General features: G+C 39.5%; 14 protein-coding genes. 2 read left to right on the top strand and 12 right to left on the bottom strand.

Translation table 11 applies throughout. From position 1 onward, the window contains the following. Nucleotides 1-3: 3 nt before the first annotated feature. Together H5122_RS03870 and H5122_RS03875 are read right to left on the bottom strand one after the other, a co-directional pair. Entirely contained in the window at nt 4-1,899 is a 1,896-nt protein-coding gene (locus H5122_RS03870; protein WP_039489770.1) for a DUF294 nucleotidyltransferase-like domain-containing protein, read from the bottom strand. A 148-nt stretch (nt 1,900-2,047) separates the two neighbouring features. Then, nucleotides 2,048-3,055 (bottom strand): rhodanese-related sulfurtransferase, encoded by a 1,008-nt coding sequence (locus H5122_RS03875; RefSeq protein ID WP_002961191.1) that lies wholly within the window; start codon nt 3,053-3,055, stop codon nt 2,048-2,050. Between the two features lie 208 nt (nt 3,056-3,263). Between H5122_RS03875 and H5122_RS03880 the strand changes: the two genes are divergently transcribed. Beyond that, complete coding sequence (locus H5122_RS03880; RefSeq protein WP_182681329.1) at nt 3,264-4,592, top strand: DEAD/DEAH box helicase; 1,329 nt, start codon at nt 3,264-3,266, stop codon at nt 4,590-4,592. 2 nt (nt 4,593-4,594) lie between these two features. Continuing rightward, entirely contained in the window at nt 4,595-5,428 is an 834-nt protein-coding gene (locus tag H5122_RS03885; RefSeq protein ID WP_002961188.1) for a S1 RNA-binding domain-containing protein, read from the top strand. A gap of 39 nt (nt 5,429-5,467) precedes the next feature. Here H5122_RS03885 and H5122_RS03890 read toward each other — a convergent pair whose 3' ends face one another. From H5122_RS03890 to gyrA, 10 genes are all read right to left on the bottom strand, one after another. Continuing rightward, nucleotides 5,468-5,842: a hypothetical protein gene (locus H5122_RS03890; protein ID WP_024595713.1), complete on the bottom strand. Its 375-nt coding sequence runs from the start codon at nt 5,840-5,842 to the stop codon at nt 5,468-5,470. A gap of 93 nt (nt 5,843-5,935) precedes the next feature. Then, nucleotides 5,936-6,640: an orotidine-5'-phosphate decarboxylase gene (pyrF, locus tag H5122_RS03895; RefSeq protein ID WP_002961184.1), complete on the bottom strand. Its 705-nt coding sequence runs from the start codon at nt 6,638-6,640 to the stop codon at nt 5,936-5,938. A 44-nt stretch (nt 6,641-6,684) separates the two neighbouring features. Further along, nucleotides 6,685-7,821, bottom strand: a complete 1,137-nt coding sequence (gene lapB, locus H5122_RS03900; protein ID WP_002961182.1) for a lipopolysaccharide assembly protein LapB — start codon at nt 7,819-7,821, stop codon at nt 6,685-6,687. A gap of 2 nt (nt 7,822-7,823) precedes the next feature. Then, on the bottom strand, nt 7,824-8,105 hold the full coding sequence (locus tag H5122_RS03905) for a lipopolysaccharide assembly protein LapA domain-containing protein (protein ID WP_039489780.1): 282 nt from the start codon (nt 8,103-8,105) through the stop codon (nt 7,824-7,826). Nucleotides 8,106-8,122: 17 nt separating this feature from the next. After that, on the bottom strand, nt 8,123-8,413 hold the full coding sequence (gene ihfB / locus H5122_RS03910) for an integration host factor subunit beta (protein ID WP_182681330.1): 291 nt from the start codon (nt 8,411-8,413) through the stop codon (nt 8,123-8,125). A gap of 68 nt (nt 8,414-8,481) precedes the next feature. Then, nucleotides 8,482-10,149, bottom strand: a complete 1,668-nt coding sequence (rpsA, locus tag H5122_RS03915) for a 30S ribosomal protein S1 (protein ID WP_002961176.1) — start codon at nt 10,147-10,149, stop codon at nt 8,482-8,484. Between the two features lie 95 nt (nt 10,150-10,244). Then, nucleotides 10,245-10,955: a (d)CMP kinase gene (gene cmk, locus H5122_RS03920; RefSeq protein ID WP_154903185.1), complete on the bottom strand. Its 711-nt coding sequence runs from the start codon at nt 10,953-10,955 to the stop codon at nt 10,245-10,247. A 106-nt stretch (nt 10,956-11,061) separates the two neighbouring features. Next, complete coding sequence (aroA, locus tag H5122_RS03925; protein WP_182681331.1) at nt 11,062-12,339, bottom strand: 3-phosphoshikimate 1-carboxyvinyltransferase; 1,278 nt, start codon at nt 12,337-12,339, stop codon at nt 11,062-11,064. Then, entirely contained in the window at nt 12,339-13,421 is a 1,083-nt protein-coding gene (gene serC / locus H5122_RS03930; protein WP_182681332.1) for a 3-phosphoserine/phosphohydroxythreonine transaminase, read from the bottom strand. Before serC ends, aroA begins: the two co-directional genes overlap by 1 nt. Nucleotides 13,422-13,579: 158 nt before the next feature. Then, the gene (gene gyrA / locus H5122_RS03935) at nt 13,580-16,279 is read right to left on the bottom strand and encodes a DNA topoisomerase (ATP-hydrolyzing) subunit A (RefSeq protein WP_182681333.1); all 2,700 of its coding nucleotides are present in this window, start codon (nt 16,277-16,279) and stop codon (nt 13,580-13,582) included. Between the last annotated feature and the right edge of the window lie 87 nt (nt 16,280-16,366).

The following is a 16,366-nucleotide window of genomic DNA, read 5'->3' on the forward strand; positions in this document are numbered from 1 at the left end:
AGGCTACTTCACACCAGAGTTTGCTGTGTAGCTAAATTTTAAATAGCTTTGTGCTTTTTCTAAAATGGCAAATGCCTCTTTTAAGTTTCGTTGCTCGAACGGAGAAAGTAAATGTGGATCTAAGTCGTTATCGGGCTCTTCGCCCTTCTCTATTTGCCACGCTTGATGGCGAATTCGCATCATGGCAATATACTCAAGTGCGTCACGTAAATCTTGCGCTTTACCCTGTGGTAACAGCTTAGCTTCAATAATATCTTCTAGTCGTTCAAACGAATTTTGTTTACGTGAGCCAATAGCCAATGCGTGCACGCGAATAACATCAGAAAGAGGTGCAGTCCCTCTTCGCTTTAAGTTCATTGAACGCTTATGTTGGCCATTATGCTCCATAACAAAGCCTTTAAAGAAACCTAGTGGAGGTGTTCTATTTCTAGCATTTGCTGCCATATTAGCTAAAAATACGCGATTTACTTTACTTTGTTTTGCTATAAATATTTTAAGCTCGTCGGCCCACTTGGTTTTACCCCACACACCGTCTAAGTCAAAAAATATAGAACTATTAAGCAATGCTTGTGGTTTTGGCTGCGCGATCCAATCTGCAAATTGATCGAACCACTGTGAGCGAGTTTTACGCCATTTTTTAAACGACGCCATAATTTCTCCATCACAGTAGGTGTAACCACACTGCGCTAAACCATCACACACAAAATCGGCAATATTTTGAAAATACGCGTTATGTTTTTCGTCGTCATAACTGTCATCTAAAATAAGCGCGTTGTCTTGATCGGTTACAATAAGTTGCTCGTCTCGAGCCATTGAGCCCAGAGCAATAAAACAGTAAGGCACAGGAGGTGGCCCAAACTTTTCTTCTGCTAATACAAGTAGTCTTTGTTTAAATGTACGCCCTATAACAGCCATGGCTGTACCGACCATGTGTGAGTTTGCATCTTCATTCACCATACGAACAAACACATTGGGCAATTGGCGTGCATAATGCGCCAAATCCTCTATTGTTTGTTGAGCCAGTATGCCACGTACAAGTAATAAGCTGCTTTGGGATTCATAACGCAAAATATCAGAAAGGGAGATAACACCTATTGGGCGTCTTTTCTGTACTACTGGCAAATGATGTAAGTTATCTCTAAGCATGGCCAATACAGCTTCGAAAATATAGTCATTAGCATCTAATAGTACTAAGTTAGTGGACATAATGTCTTTTGCTTGCGTGTTAAAGGCAAGCCCTTTAGCCACTACTTTAGTGCGTAAATCCCTATCGGTTATTATACCAACTACTTGTCCATCATCTTCTTCTGGGTCATCATTTATGGGTTTATTTACATCGGTTACCAACACTGATGATACCGCCTCTTCGGTCATTAATTTAGCGATATCTTGTATCGTAGAGGTTGCATCTACGGTGACTACATCTCTGTGAATTAATGATTTTACCTTCGCGGTTGTCAGGTCATTGCCATCGGCTTGCTCGACAATAGCTTGATGCAAACGCACGTTACCGTCTGTTTCGAAGTAATCAGCAAACGCATCAAACTCATCACAGTAACGATTAAATAGCTCGACATTTATGCAATATACTAACGTATCTTCAAGAGCAGTTGCAGGAAAACGTACCTTACGGTTCATCAATAAACCCATTTGACCAAATATACCTGCGGTAGCCAAACGATTATACAGCTCGCCATTTCGGCGATACATTTCTACAGAACCACTTCTAATTACATACAAATCAGAAATGTCTTGTCCAAAACTCAAGATATCTGTTTTTGCTCTAAAATAAGCCACTTCTACTTGTTGAGCTAGCTCATTAAGCGCTTTTTGAGGTAAGTCATCAAAAGGAGGATGTTGTGCTAAAAATTGTGCGATTTCAACTTGTTCGGCTTGCATAAATCCCTTCCTGTATGCGCATTAAAATGACTAAATCTGTTTTGCAGATTAACACTATCATCGGGGTGTGAAAACAATTACTGTACAAATTTAGGCACAAAAAAAGAGCCTAAATAGACTCTTTAAATGTAATACTTATTGTATAAATTTATTTACCGCGCTGAGCGTCTTTTTGGGCTTTTTTAGCTTCTTTACGTTGCTGTAAAACAGCTTGTGCTTCATTACCAATATGGCCCTCACCACGCGCTTGCGCTAATTCTATTTGCTTTTGGCGCTCTGCAAAACGTGCGCGTTGTTCGTCCGTTACTTCTTCAATACAATGATGACAAGAGACGCCTTCCATGTATTCAGGCTTTAACTTTTCGTCTTCTGTAATTGGCATACGACACGCGTGGCATTGATCATAAGAGCCTTTTTGTAGGTCATGATCAACCGCAACGCGATTATCAAATACAAAACACTCGCCTTCCCACATGGTTTCTTCTTTTGGCACTTCTTCTAGGTATTTTAAGATACCGCCTTCAAGGTGATAAACTTCATCAAAACCTTGCTCTTTCATGTAGGCTGTCGATTTTTCGCAGCGGATACCACCTGTACAAAACATCGCCACTTTTTTGTGTTTTTCAGGGTCTAAGTTTTCTTTTGCCCACTGTGGAAATTCGCGGAACGTTTTGGTATTTGGATCGACCGCATTTTGAAATGTACCAATTTCAATTTCGTAATCATTACGTGTATCAATTAAAATTACTTCAGGGTCAGATATAAGTGCGTTCCACTCATTTGGCTTAACATAGCTACCCACAACTTTAAGCGGATCTACGCCTTCAACGCCCATTGTTACAATTTCTTTTTTTAGTTTTACTTTAGTGCGGTAAAACGGACATTCATCGTCGTAAGATTCTTTTGTAACGATGTTTTTTAAATTTGGTTGCTCATCTAGCCATGCTAATAAGTTGTCTATCCCTTCACGTTTTGCAGAAACAGTGCCGTTTATACCTTCGGCAGCGAGCAATAAAGTACCGCGTACTTCATTTGCTTCCATCACTTCTAGTAATGGCTTACGGATAGCTTCAAATTCAGGTAAACCTACAAACTTATACAGCGCACATACCACAAAGTGATCGCCCGTTACATTATCTTTATGAACAACAGTCATTATATTTCCTATTTTGCCTTGTTAGCCAATATTGGCGTTTACCGAATCGTAAATCCGGCGCATATGGGGCGCGTATTTTACGCTTTTTTAGTTTAATTGCAAAAAATAGCGCTATAGATTGGTTTTTACTGTTAGCGACCTAGCTGTGTAAGCTATAATGCGCTAATAAATTTATAGAGTTAATTTGCTCATTTTGGAGAAACACACATTGCAGTTTACTGATCTTGGGATTGATACACGCCTTGAAACACAATTAGCACATCAAGGGATCACCCAGCCCACCGATATTCAAGCGCATGCAGTGCCTACCGCACTTGCAGGGCATGACATTTTCGCTCAGTCTAAAACTGGGTCGGGCAAAACCTTGGCGTTTTTATTACCTGCTGTACAAAGGGTTATGAAACAAAAAGCACTCAGCAAACGCGATCCCCGTGTACTTATTGTTGCTCCTACGCGTGAGCTTGCTACGCAAGTATTTACTCAGCTGCGTTTATTAATTGCTGGCACAGCGATTAAGGCAGTTAAAATACTTGGCGGCGAAAACTTTAATGACCAAATAAAAGCACTTAGAAACGACCCACAATTCGTAGTTGCTACACCTGGGCGTTTAGCTGATCACATAACAAAACGCTCATTGCAATTGAGTGGACTAGAACTGCTTATTTTTGATGAAGCCGATCGTATTTTAGATTTAGGCTTTACCGAGCAGTTAAAAATGATTAACGAGCAAGCTAATCACCGATTACGCCAAACGTTATTGTTTTCTGCAACACTTGACCATGCACAAGTAGATGCACTATCACGTAACCTATTAAAAAAACCAAAGCAAATTACGCTAAGTGCAGCAAATGAGCAACATAGTGATATTAAACAAACGTTATACCTTGCAGATCACCTTGATCATAAAGAAGCGTTATTAGAGCATTTTTTAAACCAAGATGATGTTGGTCAATGTATTATCTTCACAGCAACGCGTTCTGACACGAGCCGTTTGAGTGAAGCCCTTAATGCTAAAGGCTTCAAATCTGTAGCGCTTGCTGGTGATTTAACGCAAAACAAACGTTTAGATATCATGGATTCGTTTAGTCGCGAAAACTTTAAAATATTGATTACCACCGACGTTGCATCTCGTGGTTTAGATTTGTTAAGCGTAACGCACGTTATTAACTTTGATTTACCAAAACACGCTGAAGAGTATGTACACCGCATAGGTCGTACAGGACGTGCTGGCTTTAAAGGAAATGCAATTTCATTAGTTGGCCCAAAAGATTGGGCAAGTTATTTAGCTATTAAAGCATTTTTAAATGACGAATTAAAATTTGCGAGCGTAGAGAGCTTAAAAGCTAAGTTTAAAGGTTTAAAAGAGAAAAAACCTGAGGCAGCGTGGGACAAATCTAAAGAAAAAGCCGCCGTTGTTAAAAAGCCTGCATTTAAGCGCAAAGCTAAACCTAAAAAGCCTACAGCACCAATTAAAGCACCGATGAACATTGATGGCGATACACCAATGCGCCGTAAAAAAAAGCCTGAGCAGGAATAATTATGAGTTACCTAGGAACCACACAAACATTATTTGTAAAAGAAGTGAGTAACGAAGGTGCTTACTTAGACGGCCATGATTTAGGTGAAGTATTTTTACCAAAACAAGAAATAAAACATGAGCTTGAAGCGGGCGATAGTATTAGTGTATTTATCTTTTTAGACAATGCTAATTTAGCCACAGCAACAATAAAGAAACCACATGCTCAAGTTGGCGAGTATGCCTTACTACGCGTTAAAGAAATAAATAGTATTGGGGCATTTTTAGATTGGGGGCTTGAGAAAGATGTGCTTGCACCTTTTAATGAACAAAAGCCACGCATGCAAGAAGGCCATTCTTATTTAGTACGCCTGTACCTTGATAATGCAAGCCAACGTATTTGTGCCTCAAACAATTTTAATCGTTTCTTATCAAAAGATGAGCCGCAATATACTCACTTACAAGAAGTGGATTTAATTGTTGCTGGCAAAACAGATATTGGCTACAAAGTATTAATTGAAGAGTCGCACTTCGGTGTTGTTTTTTACAATATGGTATTTAAAAGCTTATTTGTGGGTCAAAAGCTTAAAGGCTATATTCAAAAAGTACGTGACGACGGAAAAATTGATGTTGTACTAGAAAAGCCAGGTATGGGAAAAGTAAGTGACCTTGGTGAAACTATTATGCAAAAGCTTAAAAACGAAGGCGGTGTTATTCCACTTGGTGATAAGTCTGATCCTGAAGCAATAAAAAAGATGTTTTCTACAAGTAAGGCTAATTATAAAAAAGCAATTGGTGGCTTATTTAAACAAGAGTTAATAGATATTGAAGCGAAATCCATTCGCTTAAGATCTTAATTATAATTGGCTGTAATTACTAATAATACCTGTTTGTAATTAACCTAAAATATATTTATAAGGCAATGTACATTGCGTATATTGCCTTGAATAATCAAGCACTTCAACTTCCGACTCAAGATTGAGCGGCGCCAAACGAAAAACCTTTTTTTCACATTCTGTTTTTTTATCATCAAGCTTTGATATACATTCACTAACGCTTACATGCTGAGATATGAGTGTATCTTCATTTTTGTAACACAGATGATGAGCATAATCTTGCATTGTTTTTTTAAAATCAAACATATCGACTGGGTACGTTGGAATTATATCTGTAACGGTTGTTACACCATCGTATGCTTTATTAGAAAAAACGTACTTATTTACTGAAAAACCCGCAATAACAATTACTATAGAACCAAAAAATAACTTCAAAACAAACCCCTACTACATTTTGATTTTATTAATGTAACATAAAACTCACATAAGGTAAGGGGTTTTAGCACTATATGACTGCTTATTGTTAAATTAAGCTATAGAGTTATTAACATCACTAAGCACTTTTACAGGATTATCTGCTTGAGTAATCGGTCTGCCTATAACTAAATAGTCACTTCCTGAATCTATAGCTTGCTTAGGTGTCATTATACGCTTTTGATCACCCGCATCACTCCCTTCAGGGCGTATACCAGGCGTAACAAGCTTAAAGCTATCACCTAACTCTGTTTTTAAAGCTTTTGCTTCTTGTGCAGAACACACAACACCATCAAGCCCAGCTTCCTTTGCAAGCTTAGCTAAATAAATAACTTGCTCTTGAGCTGATTTATCAACACCTAAACGCTTAAGCTCTGTTTCATCCATACTTGTTAATACAGTCACAGCGATAAGTAATGGGGCTTTGTCACCAAATTGCTCTAGAGCCGATTTAGCTTTACTCATCATTTCAAAGCCACCAGAAGCATGAACGTTTACCATCCACACCCCCATTTTAGCAGCTGCAGTAACCGCTTTAGCTACTGTATTAGGAATATCATGAAATTTTAAATCTAAGAAAACATCAAAACCTAAATCAATTAACTCTTTAACAAATGCAGGTCCAAAATAGGTAAACATTTCTTTGCCGACCTTGAGACGGCAAGTATCAGGAGAAAGTTGTTTAACAAAGTTTAAAGCAACTTCTTGATCATCGTAATCTAATGCAATAAGAATTTTTTTTGAGTGTTCGAAAGACATAACTATCCTAGTGAATGGCAGTAAAGTTATTAATTATGGGGTTATTAAAATCCGTCTAAGCCTCGACTTGGAACAATGGTTTCCCAATGCTTACAAGAAGGGCAGTTCCAATATATGGTGTAGCTTGTAAAACCACAATGCTGGCATTGGAAATCTGGTTTTGTAGCAATATAAGAGGTTACAAGCTTATCAATTTCGTTAAGTACTTCCTTAGTATTTTTATTTTGGTCACCCATTAATTGCAGTAAAAAACTAAAACCACGAATAGTAGGTTGACGTTTTAAGCTATCAGTTAAAAATTCAAAGGCTTGCTTGGTGTGACCTTGCTCAAGTAATGCTTGGCAATGCTTTATTTTAATTAATACACCGCCCTTCTCTAACAAGTCACTGACTAACTCGTGAAATTGATGCGTCAAATTCAATTGTTTATAACTGTGTGCCAGCTCATCAATAAACAACGGAGCAAACAAGGTAAATTGAGAGACAAGTTCACGCCAGTAATAAATAGCTTTAACGTAATCTTCTTTTGCGTAAGCAACTAACCCTAACTCGTAAAGCGGACGCACGGCTTTATAATTTAAGCTAATCGCTTTTCTCATTAGTTGGGGTGTATTGTCACTTAAAGCTGACTCACAATAAAAATTAGCAATTGCTTTAAATTGCTGTTCTTTTGAAAATAGTTCGCTATGGGCTTCAAACATGTTGATGCCTTTTTCCCACTCACGGGTTTGCGAATATAAAGTGATAATAGGGTCCAGCGCTTCTACATGCCCTGCTTTAACTAGCCAAACTAAGTGCTCTTCCGCACTATCTAGTAGTCCGGCCATTATATAATCTTCGGCTAATTCTAAACGGCTAGTTGCAGCTTGTTGTTCATTTAAGCTTGGGTGTTTTAATAGAAGTTCGTGAATTTTTATTGCGCGGTCTAATTCACCTCTACGGCGAAACATGGTGGCAAGTGTAGAATAGTGTTCAACAGAGTCGGCTGAAACTTCAAGTAAGTTGATTAAATGCTCTAAGCCTTGATCTTCTTCTCTATCGAGTAGAAATTTTAAGCCTTTGCTATATTCAGAAGTGATCTGACGATTAAGTTGATGAGCTTGGTTTTTAGCACTGTTTTTACCCATAATCCAACCGTAACCAGCGGCAACGGGTAATAGTAAAAACAAAAGCTCAATCATAGTTAGGTGTCTTTATTCGCGGCAAGCTTTTTTTTATCTTTTTCAGGCGCTAATTGCTTTTTTAATCGGTAGTTTTGCCACTTTAATTGCGAAAACAATTTAAAGCTAATAAAACAACCAATCAAAACACCTAATAAAAAGCAGATACTTATTATTACAGCTAAAGGTAGTGTATTACTGGCTATAATGTAATTTACTTGTACTAACTGTGGGTTTTGTGACCCTAATACAAATGCACTGATAAGGCATAGTGCAACCAGAATAATTTTTAATACCTTGAACAAGTAACTACTCCACTAAGTTAACTAGGCAATGCTTCATTTACGCGGTCGCGCAATTCTTTGCCTGGTTTAAAATGAGGTACATGCTTTCCTTCAAGCTCAACTGTATCGCCAGTCTTAGGATTACGACCTGTGCGAGGAGCGCGGAAATGCAAAGAGAAACTACCAAAACCTCTGATCTCAATACGATCTGAAGTAGATAATGAGCCGGCCATTTGTTCAAGAATTTCTTTTACAGCATTCTCAACATCTTTCACTGGAACGTGTGCGTGTTGTTCCGCAAGTATTTCTATCAATTCTGACTTAGTCATAGCGTTTCCTTAAAAAGAGATATAGGAAGGGCAAAAAATGCCCTTCCAACTAAAAAACTAATTATATATTAGTCTTTTTGTGCATTTGCGAAAGCAGCTGCCATTGCGTTTTCAAACACTGGCTCTTCTTTCTTAAGCTTCTCTAGTACTTCTTTCTCTTCTGCTTCGAAAAGAGCTTTTACAGATAAGCTTAAAGTGCGGTTCTTACGATCAACACCAACGTATTTAACTTCAATCTCGTCGCCTACAGAAACAACAGTAGTTGCATCTTCAACGCGCTCTTGAGCGATATCAGCTACACGGATGTAACCTTCAACGCCTTCGATAAGTTCAACAGTTGCGCCTTTCGCATCAACTTCAGTCACTTTACCTTTAACAATAGCACCTTTTTTGTTTGCATCAAGGTAGTTATTGAATGGGTCAGCTTCGATTTGCTTAACACCTAGAGAGATACGTTCACGCTCTGGGTCAACTTGCAATACGATAGCAGTGATTTCGTCGCCTTTCTTGAATTCACGTACAGCTTCTTCGCCAGGTGTATTCCAAGAAATGTCTGAAAGGTGTACAAGACCATCAATACCACCGTCAAGACCGATAAAGATACCGAAGTCAGTGATTGATTTGATCTTACCAGTAACTTGATCGCCTTTGTTTTGTAGACGAGCAAATTCCTGCCAAGGATTAGCAATACATTGCTTAAGACCAAGAGAAATACGACGACGTTCTTCGTCAATTTCTAAAACCATAACTTCAACAGTGTCGCCAAGGCTTACAACTTTTGAAGGATGGATGTTCTTGTTAGTCCAATCCATTTCAGAAACGTGTACTAAACCTTCAACGCCTTCTTCGATTTCCACGAAACAGCCGTAATCTGTAAGGTTAGTAACACGACCAGAAAGTTTAGAACCTTCTGGGTAACGACCAGCGATAGCTGCCCATGGATCTTCACCAAGCTGTTTAAGGCCTAGAGATACACGAGTTTTATCTTTGTCGAATTTTAGAACTTTAACTGCGATTTCGTCGCCAACATTAACGATTTCTGAAGGGTGCTTAACACGCTTCCAAGCCATATCAGTAATGTGTAGTAGACCATCAACACCACCAAGGTCAACGAATGCACCGTAGTCAGTAAGGTTCTTAACGATACCTTTAACTTCTTGGCCTTCAACAAGGTTAGCAAGAAGCTCTTCACGTTCTTGTGAGTTTTCAGATTCGATAACTGCACGACGTGAAACAACAACGTTGTTACGTTTTTGGTCAAGCTTGATTACTTTAAATTCAAGCTCTTTGCCTTCAAGGTGAGTTGTGTCACGTACTGGACGAACATCAACAAGTGAACCAGGTAGGAAAGCACGGATTGAATCAACTTCAACTGTGAAACCGCCTTTAACTTTACCGTTGATAACACCAGTAACAGTCTCTTGCTCTTCACATGCTTTCTCAAGACGGATCCATGCTTCGTGACGCTTAGCTTTCTCACGAGAAAGGATAGTTTCACCGAAACCGTCTTCAATTGCATCTAGTGCAACATCTACTTCGTCGCCTACAGCAACTTCTAGTTCACCAGCAGCATTTTTGAACTGCTCTGCAGGGATAGCACTTTCTGATTTAAGACCAGCATCTACAAGTACAATGTTATTCTCGATAGAGATTACTGTACCTTTAACGATAGAGCCTTGCTCTGCTTCAAAACCCTTTAAGCTTTCTTCAAATAACTGCGCAAAATTTTCTGACATACGAATATACGTCTCATATATTAATACCAATAAGCAACCATGCTGCATGGGGTTGTTAAAATAGCACTGGCATCCTGCTGGCGCATAAAATGTGTTTAGCTTCGTTTAGGAAGCTTACCTTCAGAGATAGCAATATCCAATAAAGTTATTACCTTATCAAACACTTGCTGTGCATTAAGATCGCTAGTATCGATCTCAATAGCATCCTCTGCAGGTACAAGCGGAGCAACGGTGCGATTCATATCGCGCTCGTCACGAGCTTGAATGTCCTGTAATAGACCACTTAGTGTAACATCAAGGCCGCGCGTATTCAACTCAACAAAGCGTCTACGAGCACGCTCTTCTGCACTGGCTGTTAAATATATTTTTAACGGCGCATCTTGAAAAACCACAGTGCCCATATCACGGCCATCGGCAATTAAGCCATTTTCAGTGCGAAATGCACGCTGGCGACGTAATAACGCTTCACGAACGCGAGGTAATGCTGCAACTTTTGAAGCCGCAGCGCCTACTTCTTCATTACGAATAGTAGTGGTTACGTCTTCGCCTTCTAAAATAACTTTTCCTGCATTAGTTTGGCTATCTACCAAAAACTGCACATCTAAATTTGCAGCAAGCGGGACAAGCCCTTCTTCATTATCTAATGCAATTTGGTGATGAAGTGCAGCTAAAGATAAAACACGATAAATCGCACCGCTATCTAATACATCCCACCCTAACTTGTCGGCTAACAAGCGACAAACAGTTCCTTTACCTGAACCACTTGGGCCATCAACGGTGATCACGGGCATTAATAACGCCTGCATTTAAAACCTCCTGCAATGCACACCTAAATAAACCGCGACATTATACGTCAGTTATTAAAATATATCTGCTATTAGTGTGTAACTTTTGTAATTACTTCTAATTAGCTTATTCACTGACTGACGCTAAAACATTGAAAAATGTGGGAAATGTTTTATAGGTACACTTTGGATCATTAATTGTTATTGGCTTTCCACCAACAGCAACCATTGCAAAACACATGGCTATACGGTGATCGTCGTAAGTATCAACAGCAACATCATTGAATGTTTCAGGTGGGGTGATCTCTATAAAATCTTCACCTTCTACAACCTGTGCGCCTACTTTACGAAGCTCAGTTGCCATTGCATATAAACGGTCTGTCTCTTTTACTCGCCAGTTATAAATGTTACGAATGGCTGTTGGGCCTTTAGCGAAAAGAGCAACAGTTGCAAGGGTCATAGCAGCATCAGGAATTGCATTGGCGTCAATATCCACGCCTTTTAATTCGCCTTTGCGAACAACTAAACGCTCATCATACCAATCAATTTTTGCGCCTACTTGCTCCATTACTTTGGCAAAGCCTATATCACCTTGCACCGACTTGGCACCCACGCCTTTAATTTCAATCTCACCGCCTGCAATTGCAGCCGCAGCAACAAAATAAGACGCCGACGATGCATCGCCTTCAACCATTATGCGATCGAGTGATTGATACTGTTGACCACCTTTAACTTTAAAAGTTGCATAATCACAGTGCTCAACATTAACCCCAAAACGTGCCATTACATCAAGTGTAATATCAATATAAGGTTTAGAGACTAAAGTACCTTTAATAGCTATTGTTGTATCACCGTTAAATAATGGCGCTGCCATTAATAGAGCGGTTAAAAATTGACTTGAAATACTGCCGTCAATTTCAACCTCACCGCCTTTTATTTGGCCACCCACAATTTTAAGAGGTGGGTAGTCTTTGTGCTTTGTATAAGTAACATCACCGCCTAGTGCTTGTAGCGCGTCAACCAAGTGCCCTATCGGACGCTCTTCCATACGTGGCTCGCCTATTAGCTCGTACTCACCAGCAACGCCAGCAAGTACTGCTGTTAAAGGTCTATAAGCAGTACCCGCATTACCTAAAAACAATGGCTCAGTCGGCGTATTAAACACACCACTAACTCCCTCTACGGTGGCTACAGTGCGTTCATCATTTAAAGTTACATTTACACCTAATAACTTTAAGGCGCCCAGCATATGGCGTATATCGTCACTATCAAGTAAGTTTTCTACAACGGTAGTACCGCTTGCAAGTGCTGCTAATAATAAAATTCTGTTCGATAGACTCTTTGAACCTGGTAGGGTTACTGTGCCATTTACTCTAGAAATAGGTTCTAAACGAAGCTGCTCCATTAGCTATGCTCCTTTGCAAAAGCAGCCATAAAGTCTACAAGTGCTTGAACACCCTCAAGAGGCATTGCGTTATAAATACTAGCGCGCATACCGCCCACTATTCTGTGACCTTCAAGAGCAAGTAGCCCTGCATCTTTAGACTGAGCAACAAACTTATCATTTAAGCTTTCATCATTAAGCCAAAACGGAACATTCATACGTGAACGACAATGTTTAGCTACTTTATTGGTATAAAAGCTCGATTCATCAATAAAGTCATAAAGTAGCTGCGCTTTAGCAATATTTTGAACTTCCATCGCTTTTACGCCACCATTACTTTCAAGCCATTGAAATACTTCAGCAGCTAAATACCAAGCAAATGTAGGAGGCGTGTTAAACATGCTGCCTTGTTTTGCTTCTAATGCGTAATCTAAAATGCCTGGTTTAGGTAAGCCTTCACGCTCAAGTAATGTTTTACGAACAATAACGATTGATATGCCCGACGGGCCGATATTTTTTTGCGCACCAGCGTAAATTAAATCAAATTTATTAACGTCTATCTCGCGTGATAAAATAGTTGACGACATATCAGCAACGATCGGTGCAGTTGGGTGGCTTGGTACATCAAAAATTTCTAAGCCGTCAACCGTTTCGTTAGGACAATAGTGAATGTAAGATGCATCTTCTGGTAACACCCAATCAGCAACCTGTTTAATAGAAAACTCGCCATTGGCGTCATTACGCACATCAATAGAGGTTGCTTGAGTAAACTTGTTGGCCTCGTCTGTTGCACTTTTTGACCACACGCCGTTTTCGCAATAAACCGCAACTTTGCCTTCTTGGTGTAAATTTAATGGCACAGCACTAAACTGACCACGGCCACCACCATGCATAAACAGCACTTCAAATTCATCACTGATATTCATTAGGCGACGAAGGCTAGCTTCACATTTAGCTGTAAGGGCTAAAAACTCTTTGCTACGATGGCTTATTTCCATCACAGACACACCTAAATCTTGCCAATCTAGAAACTCTTTTTGTGCTTTTTTCATAACCGCTTGCGGAAGCATAGCTGGCCCCGCACAAAAATTATATTTACTCATTACCTTTGCCTCATTCCAGTAATTTAACTACTAAGCATGAATGCTCAATACACACCCACTAAACCTTTGACTTTTAGTGAATGAATATAACTTCATACCCTATTAATTTTTTTCAACAACATTAAAAAAAGCGGCCAAGGCCGCTTTTTCAATATCAATTATTCTGAAGGAGGATTATCATCCGCTACTTCATCAATAACCGTATCTACAGTTTCAACGTCTTCAATATCAATCAAGTCACTTTCTGTAACTTCAATCTCTTCTATACGTTGTAAACCAACTACTTGCTCTTCGTCAATAGTTCTGATCAAAATAACACCTTGGGTGTTACGTCCAACCGTAGAAACTTCATTAACGCGAGTACGTACTAAGGTACCACGATTTGAAATAATCATGATTTCGTCGTTGTCATCAACTTGTACAGCACCAACAACAGCACCGTTACGCTCACTCACCTTAATAGATACAACACCCTGTGTTGCACGGCTCTTAGATGGGTAATCTTCAAGTTGTGTACGCTTACCGTAACCATTTTCAGTTACCGTTAAAATAGCACCGTCAGTTTTTGGTACAATTAACGATACTACGCGTTGATCATCGGCCATTTTAATACCACGAACACCTGTAGCAGTACGACCCATTGGGCGAACACCTTTGAAACGAATCTCAGGGTTACCTTCTTCGTCTAATACTGGGTTACCGTTTTCATCAACAACTGTTGTTTCTTCAGCTTCTTTAAAGCGTACAACTTTACCTGCATCAGTGAACAACATAATTTCGTTGCTACCATCGGTAATATCCACCCCAATAAGGCTATCGCCATCATTTAAGTTAACAGCAATAATACCGCTTGCACGTTGACGACTGTAAGCCGTTAATGGTGTTTTCTTAACTGTACCAAATGCTGTTGCCATAAAGATGTATTTATCTTTTGCGTACTCACGTACTGGCAATATAGCAGTAATACGTTCATCAGCTTCAAGTGGTAACAAGTTAACAATTGGCTTACCGCGCGCTGCACGACTTGCTAGTGGTAACTGATAAACTTTAAGCCAATATAAACGACCGGCCGTAGAGAAACACAAAATAGTATCGTGTGTATTTGCAACTAATAGACGCTCGATGAAATCTTCATCTTTCATCTTCGTTGCTGACTTACCTTTACCACCACGACGCTGTGCTTCGTAATCAGACAATGCCTGATACTTCACATAACCTTCGTGAGAAAGCGTTACTACTACGTTTTCTTCAGTAATTAAGTCTTCAAGGCTGATATCGTGAGCAGCTGCATTAATTTCAGTGCGACGCTCATCACCATATTGCTCTTTAATTTCAACTAGCTCGTCACGAATAACTTCCATTAAACGCTCAGGAGTTGCCAAAATATAAAGTAGTTCAGCAATTAGTTCTAATAACGCTTGGTATTCGGTCAAGATTTTTTCGTGTTCAAGACCTGTTAGCTTATGTAAACGCAAATCAAGAATTGCTTGAGCTTGTTGCTCAGAGATATAATATTGACCATCGCGAATACCAAGTTCGCTTGCTAACCAATCTGGACGAGCAACATTATCTTCACCTGCTTTTTCAAGCATACCTTGTACATTACCTAATTCCCACGGACGCGCTGTTAAAGCAATTTTAGCTTCAGCAGGTGTAGGGGATTTACGAATAAGTTCGATAATTGGGTCAATGTTTGCAAGCGCAATCGCTAAGCCTTCAAGCGTGTGTGCACGGTCACGGGCTTTACGTAAATCAAATACTGTACGACGAGTTACTACTTCACGACGGTGAATAATAAACTCTTCTAACATTTCTTTTAAATTGAAACATTTAGGTTGGTTATTAATTAGCGCAACCATATTCATACCAAACACAGTTTGTAACTGAGTTTGTGAATACAAGTTGTTTAAAATAACTTCGCCTACGTCACCACGTTTAATTTCAATAACGATACGCATACCGTCTTTATCTGATTCATCACGTAGCGCACTAATACCTTCAATTTTCTTATCTTTAACCAGCTCAGCAATTTTTTCAATTAAACGAGCTTTATTAACTTGATAAGGAATTTCGTGAACGATGATTGTTTCACGGCCTGTTTTTTCATCGGTTTCGATGTCGGCGCGTGCACGCATGTACACTTTACCACGGCCAGTTAAGTAGGCTTGTTCAATACCCTTCTTACCGTTGATAATTGCAGCCGTTGGGAAATCAGGACCAGGAATATAATCCATTAACTCTAAAATAGTTAAATCTGGATTTTGAATAAGTGCCAAACAACCATTTACAACTTCAGTTAAGTTATGTGGTGGTATATTTGTAGCCATACCTACTGCAATACCTGACGAACCATTCACTAATAAATTAGGAACTTTCGTTGGTAAAACATCAGGGATGAACTCAGTGCCATCGTAGTTAGGAACGAAATCAACCGTTTCTTTTTCAAGATCGGCTAATAACTCATGCGACATTTTAGCCATACGTACTTCTGTATAACGCATTGCCGCTGCTGAATCACCATCAACCGAACCGAAGTTACCTTGGCCATCTACTAGCATATAACGCAGTGAGAATGGCTGAGCCATACGAACTATCGTGTCATAAACTGCACTGTCGCCGTGTGGGTGGTATTTACCGATTACGTCACCGACCACACGGGCCGATTTTTTGTAAGGCTTGTTCCAGTCATTACTAAGCTCGTTCATTGCAAACAAAACGCGGCGATGAACAGGTTTTAAGCCGTCACGTACGTCTGGTAATGCACGTCCTACAATTACGCTCATTGCGTAATCTAAGTAGGAGTTTTTTAACTCGTCTTCAATATTGACTGGCAGAATTTCATTGGCGAGATCAGTCATTTGATATCACATTCCTTCAGTATCAGCTCTCAACAACCCGGTATTGGGTATTAAGAGTATTGTTATTATTTCTAACAGCCATGCTAT

Origin of the sequence: Pseudoalteromonas sp. SG43-8, from assembly GCF_014164245.1 — a bacterium.
In the GTDB taxonomy this organism is placed as follows: domain Bacteria; phylum Pseudomonadota; class Gammaproteobacteria; order Enterobacterales; family Alteromonadaceae; genus Pseudoalteromonas; species Pseudoalteromonas distincta.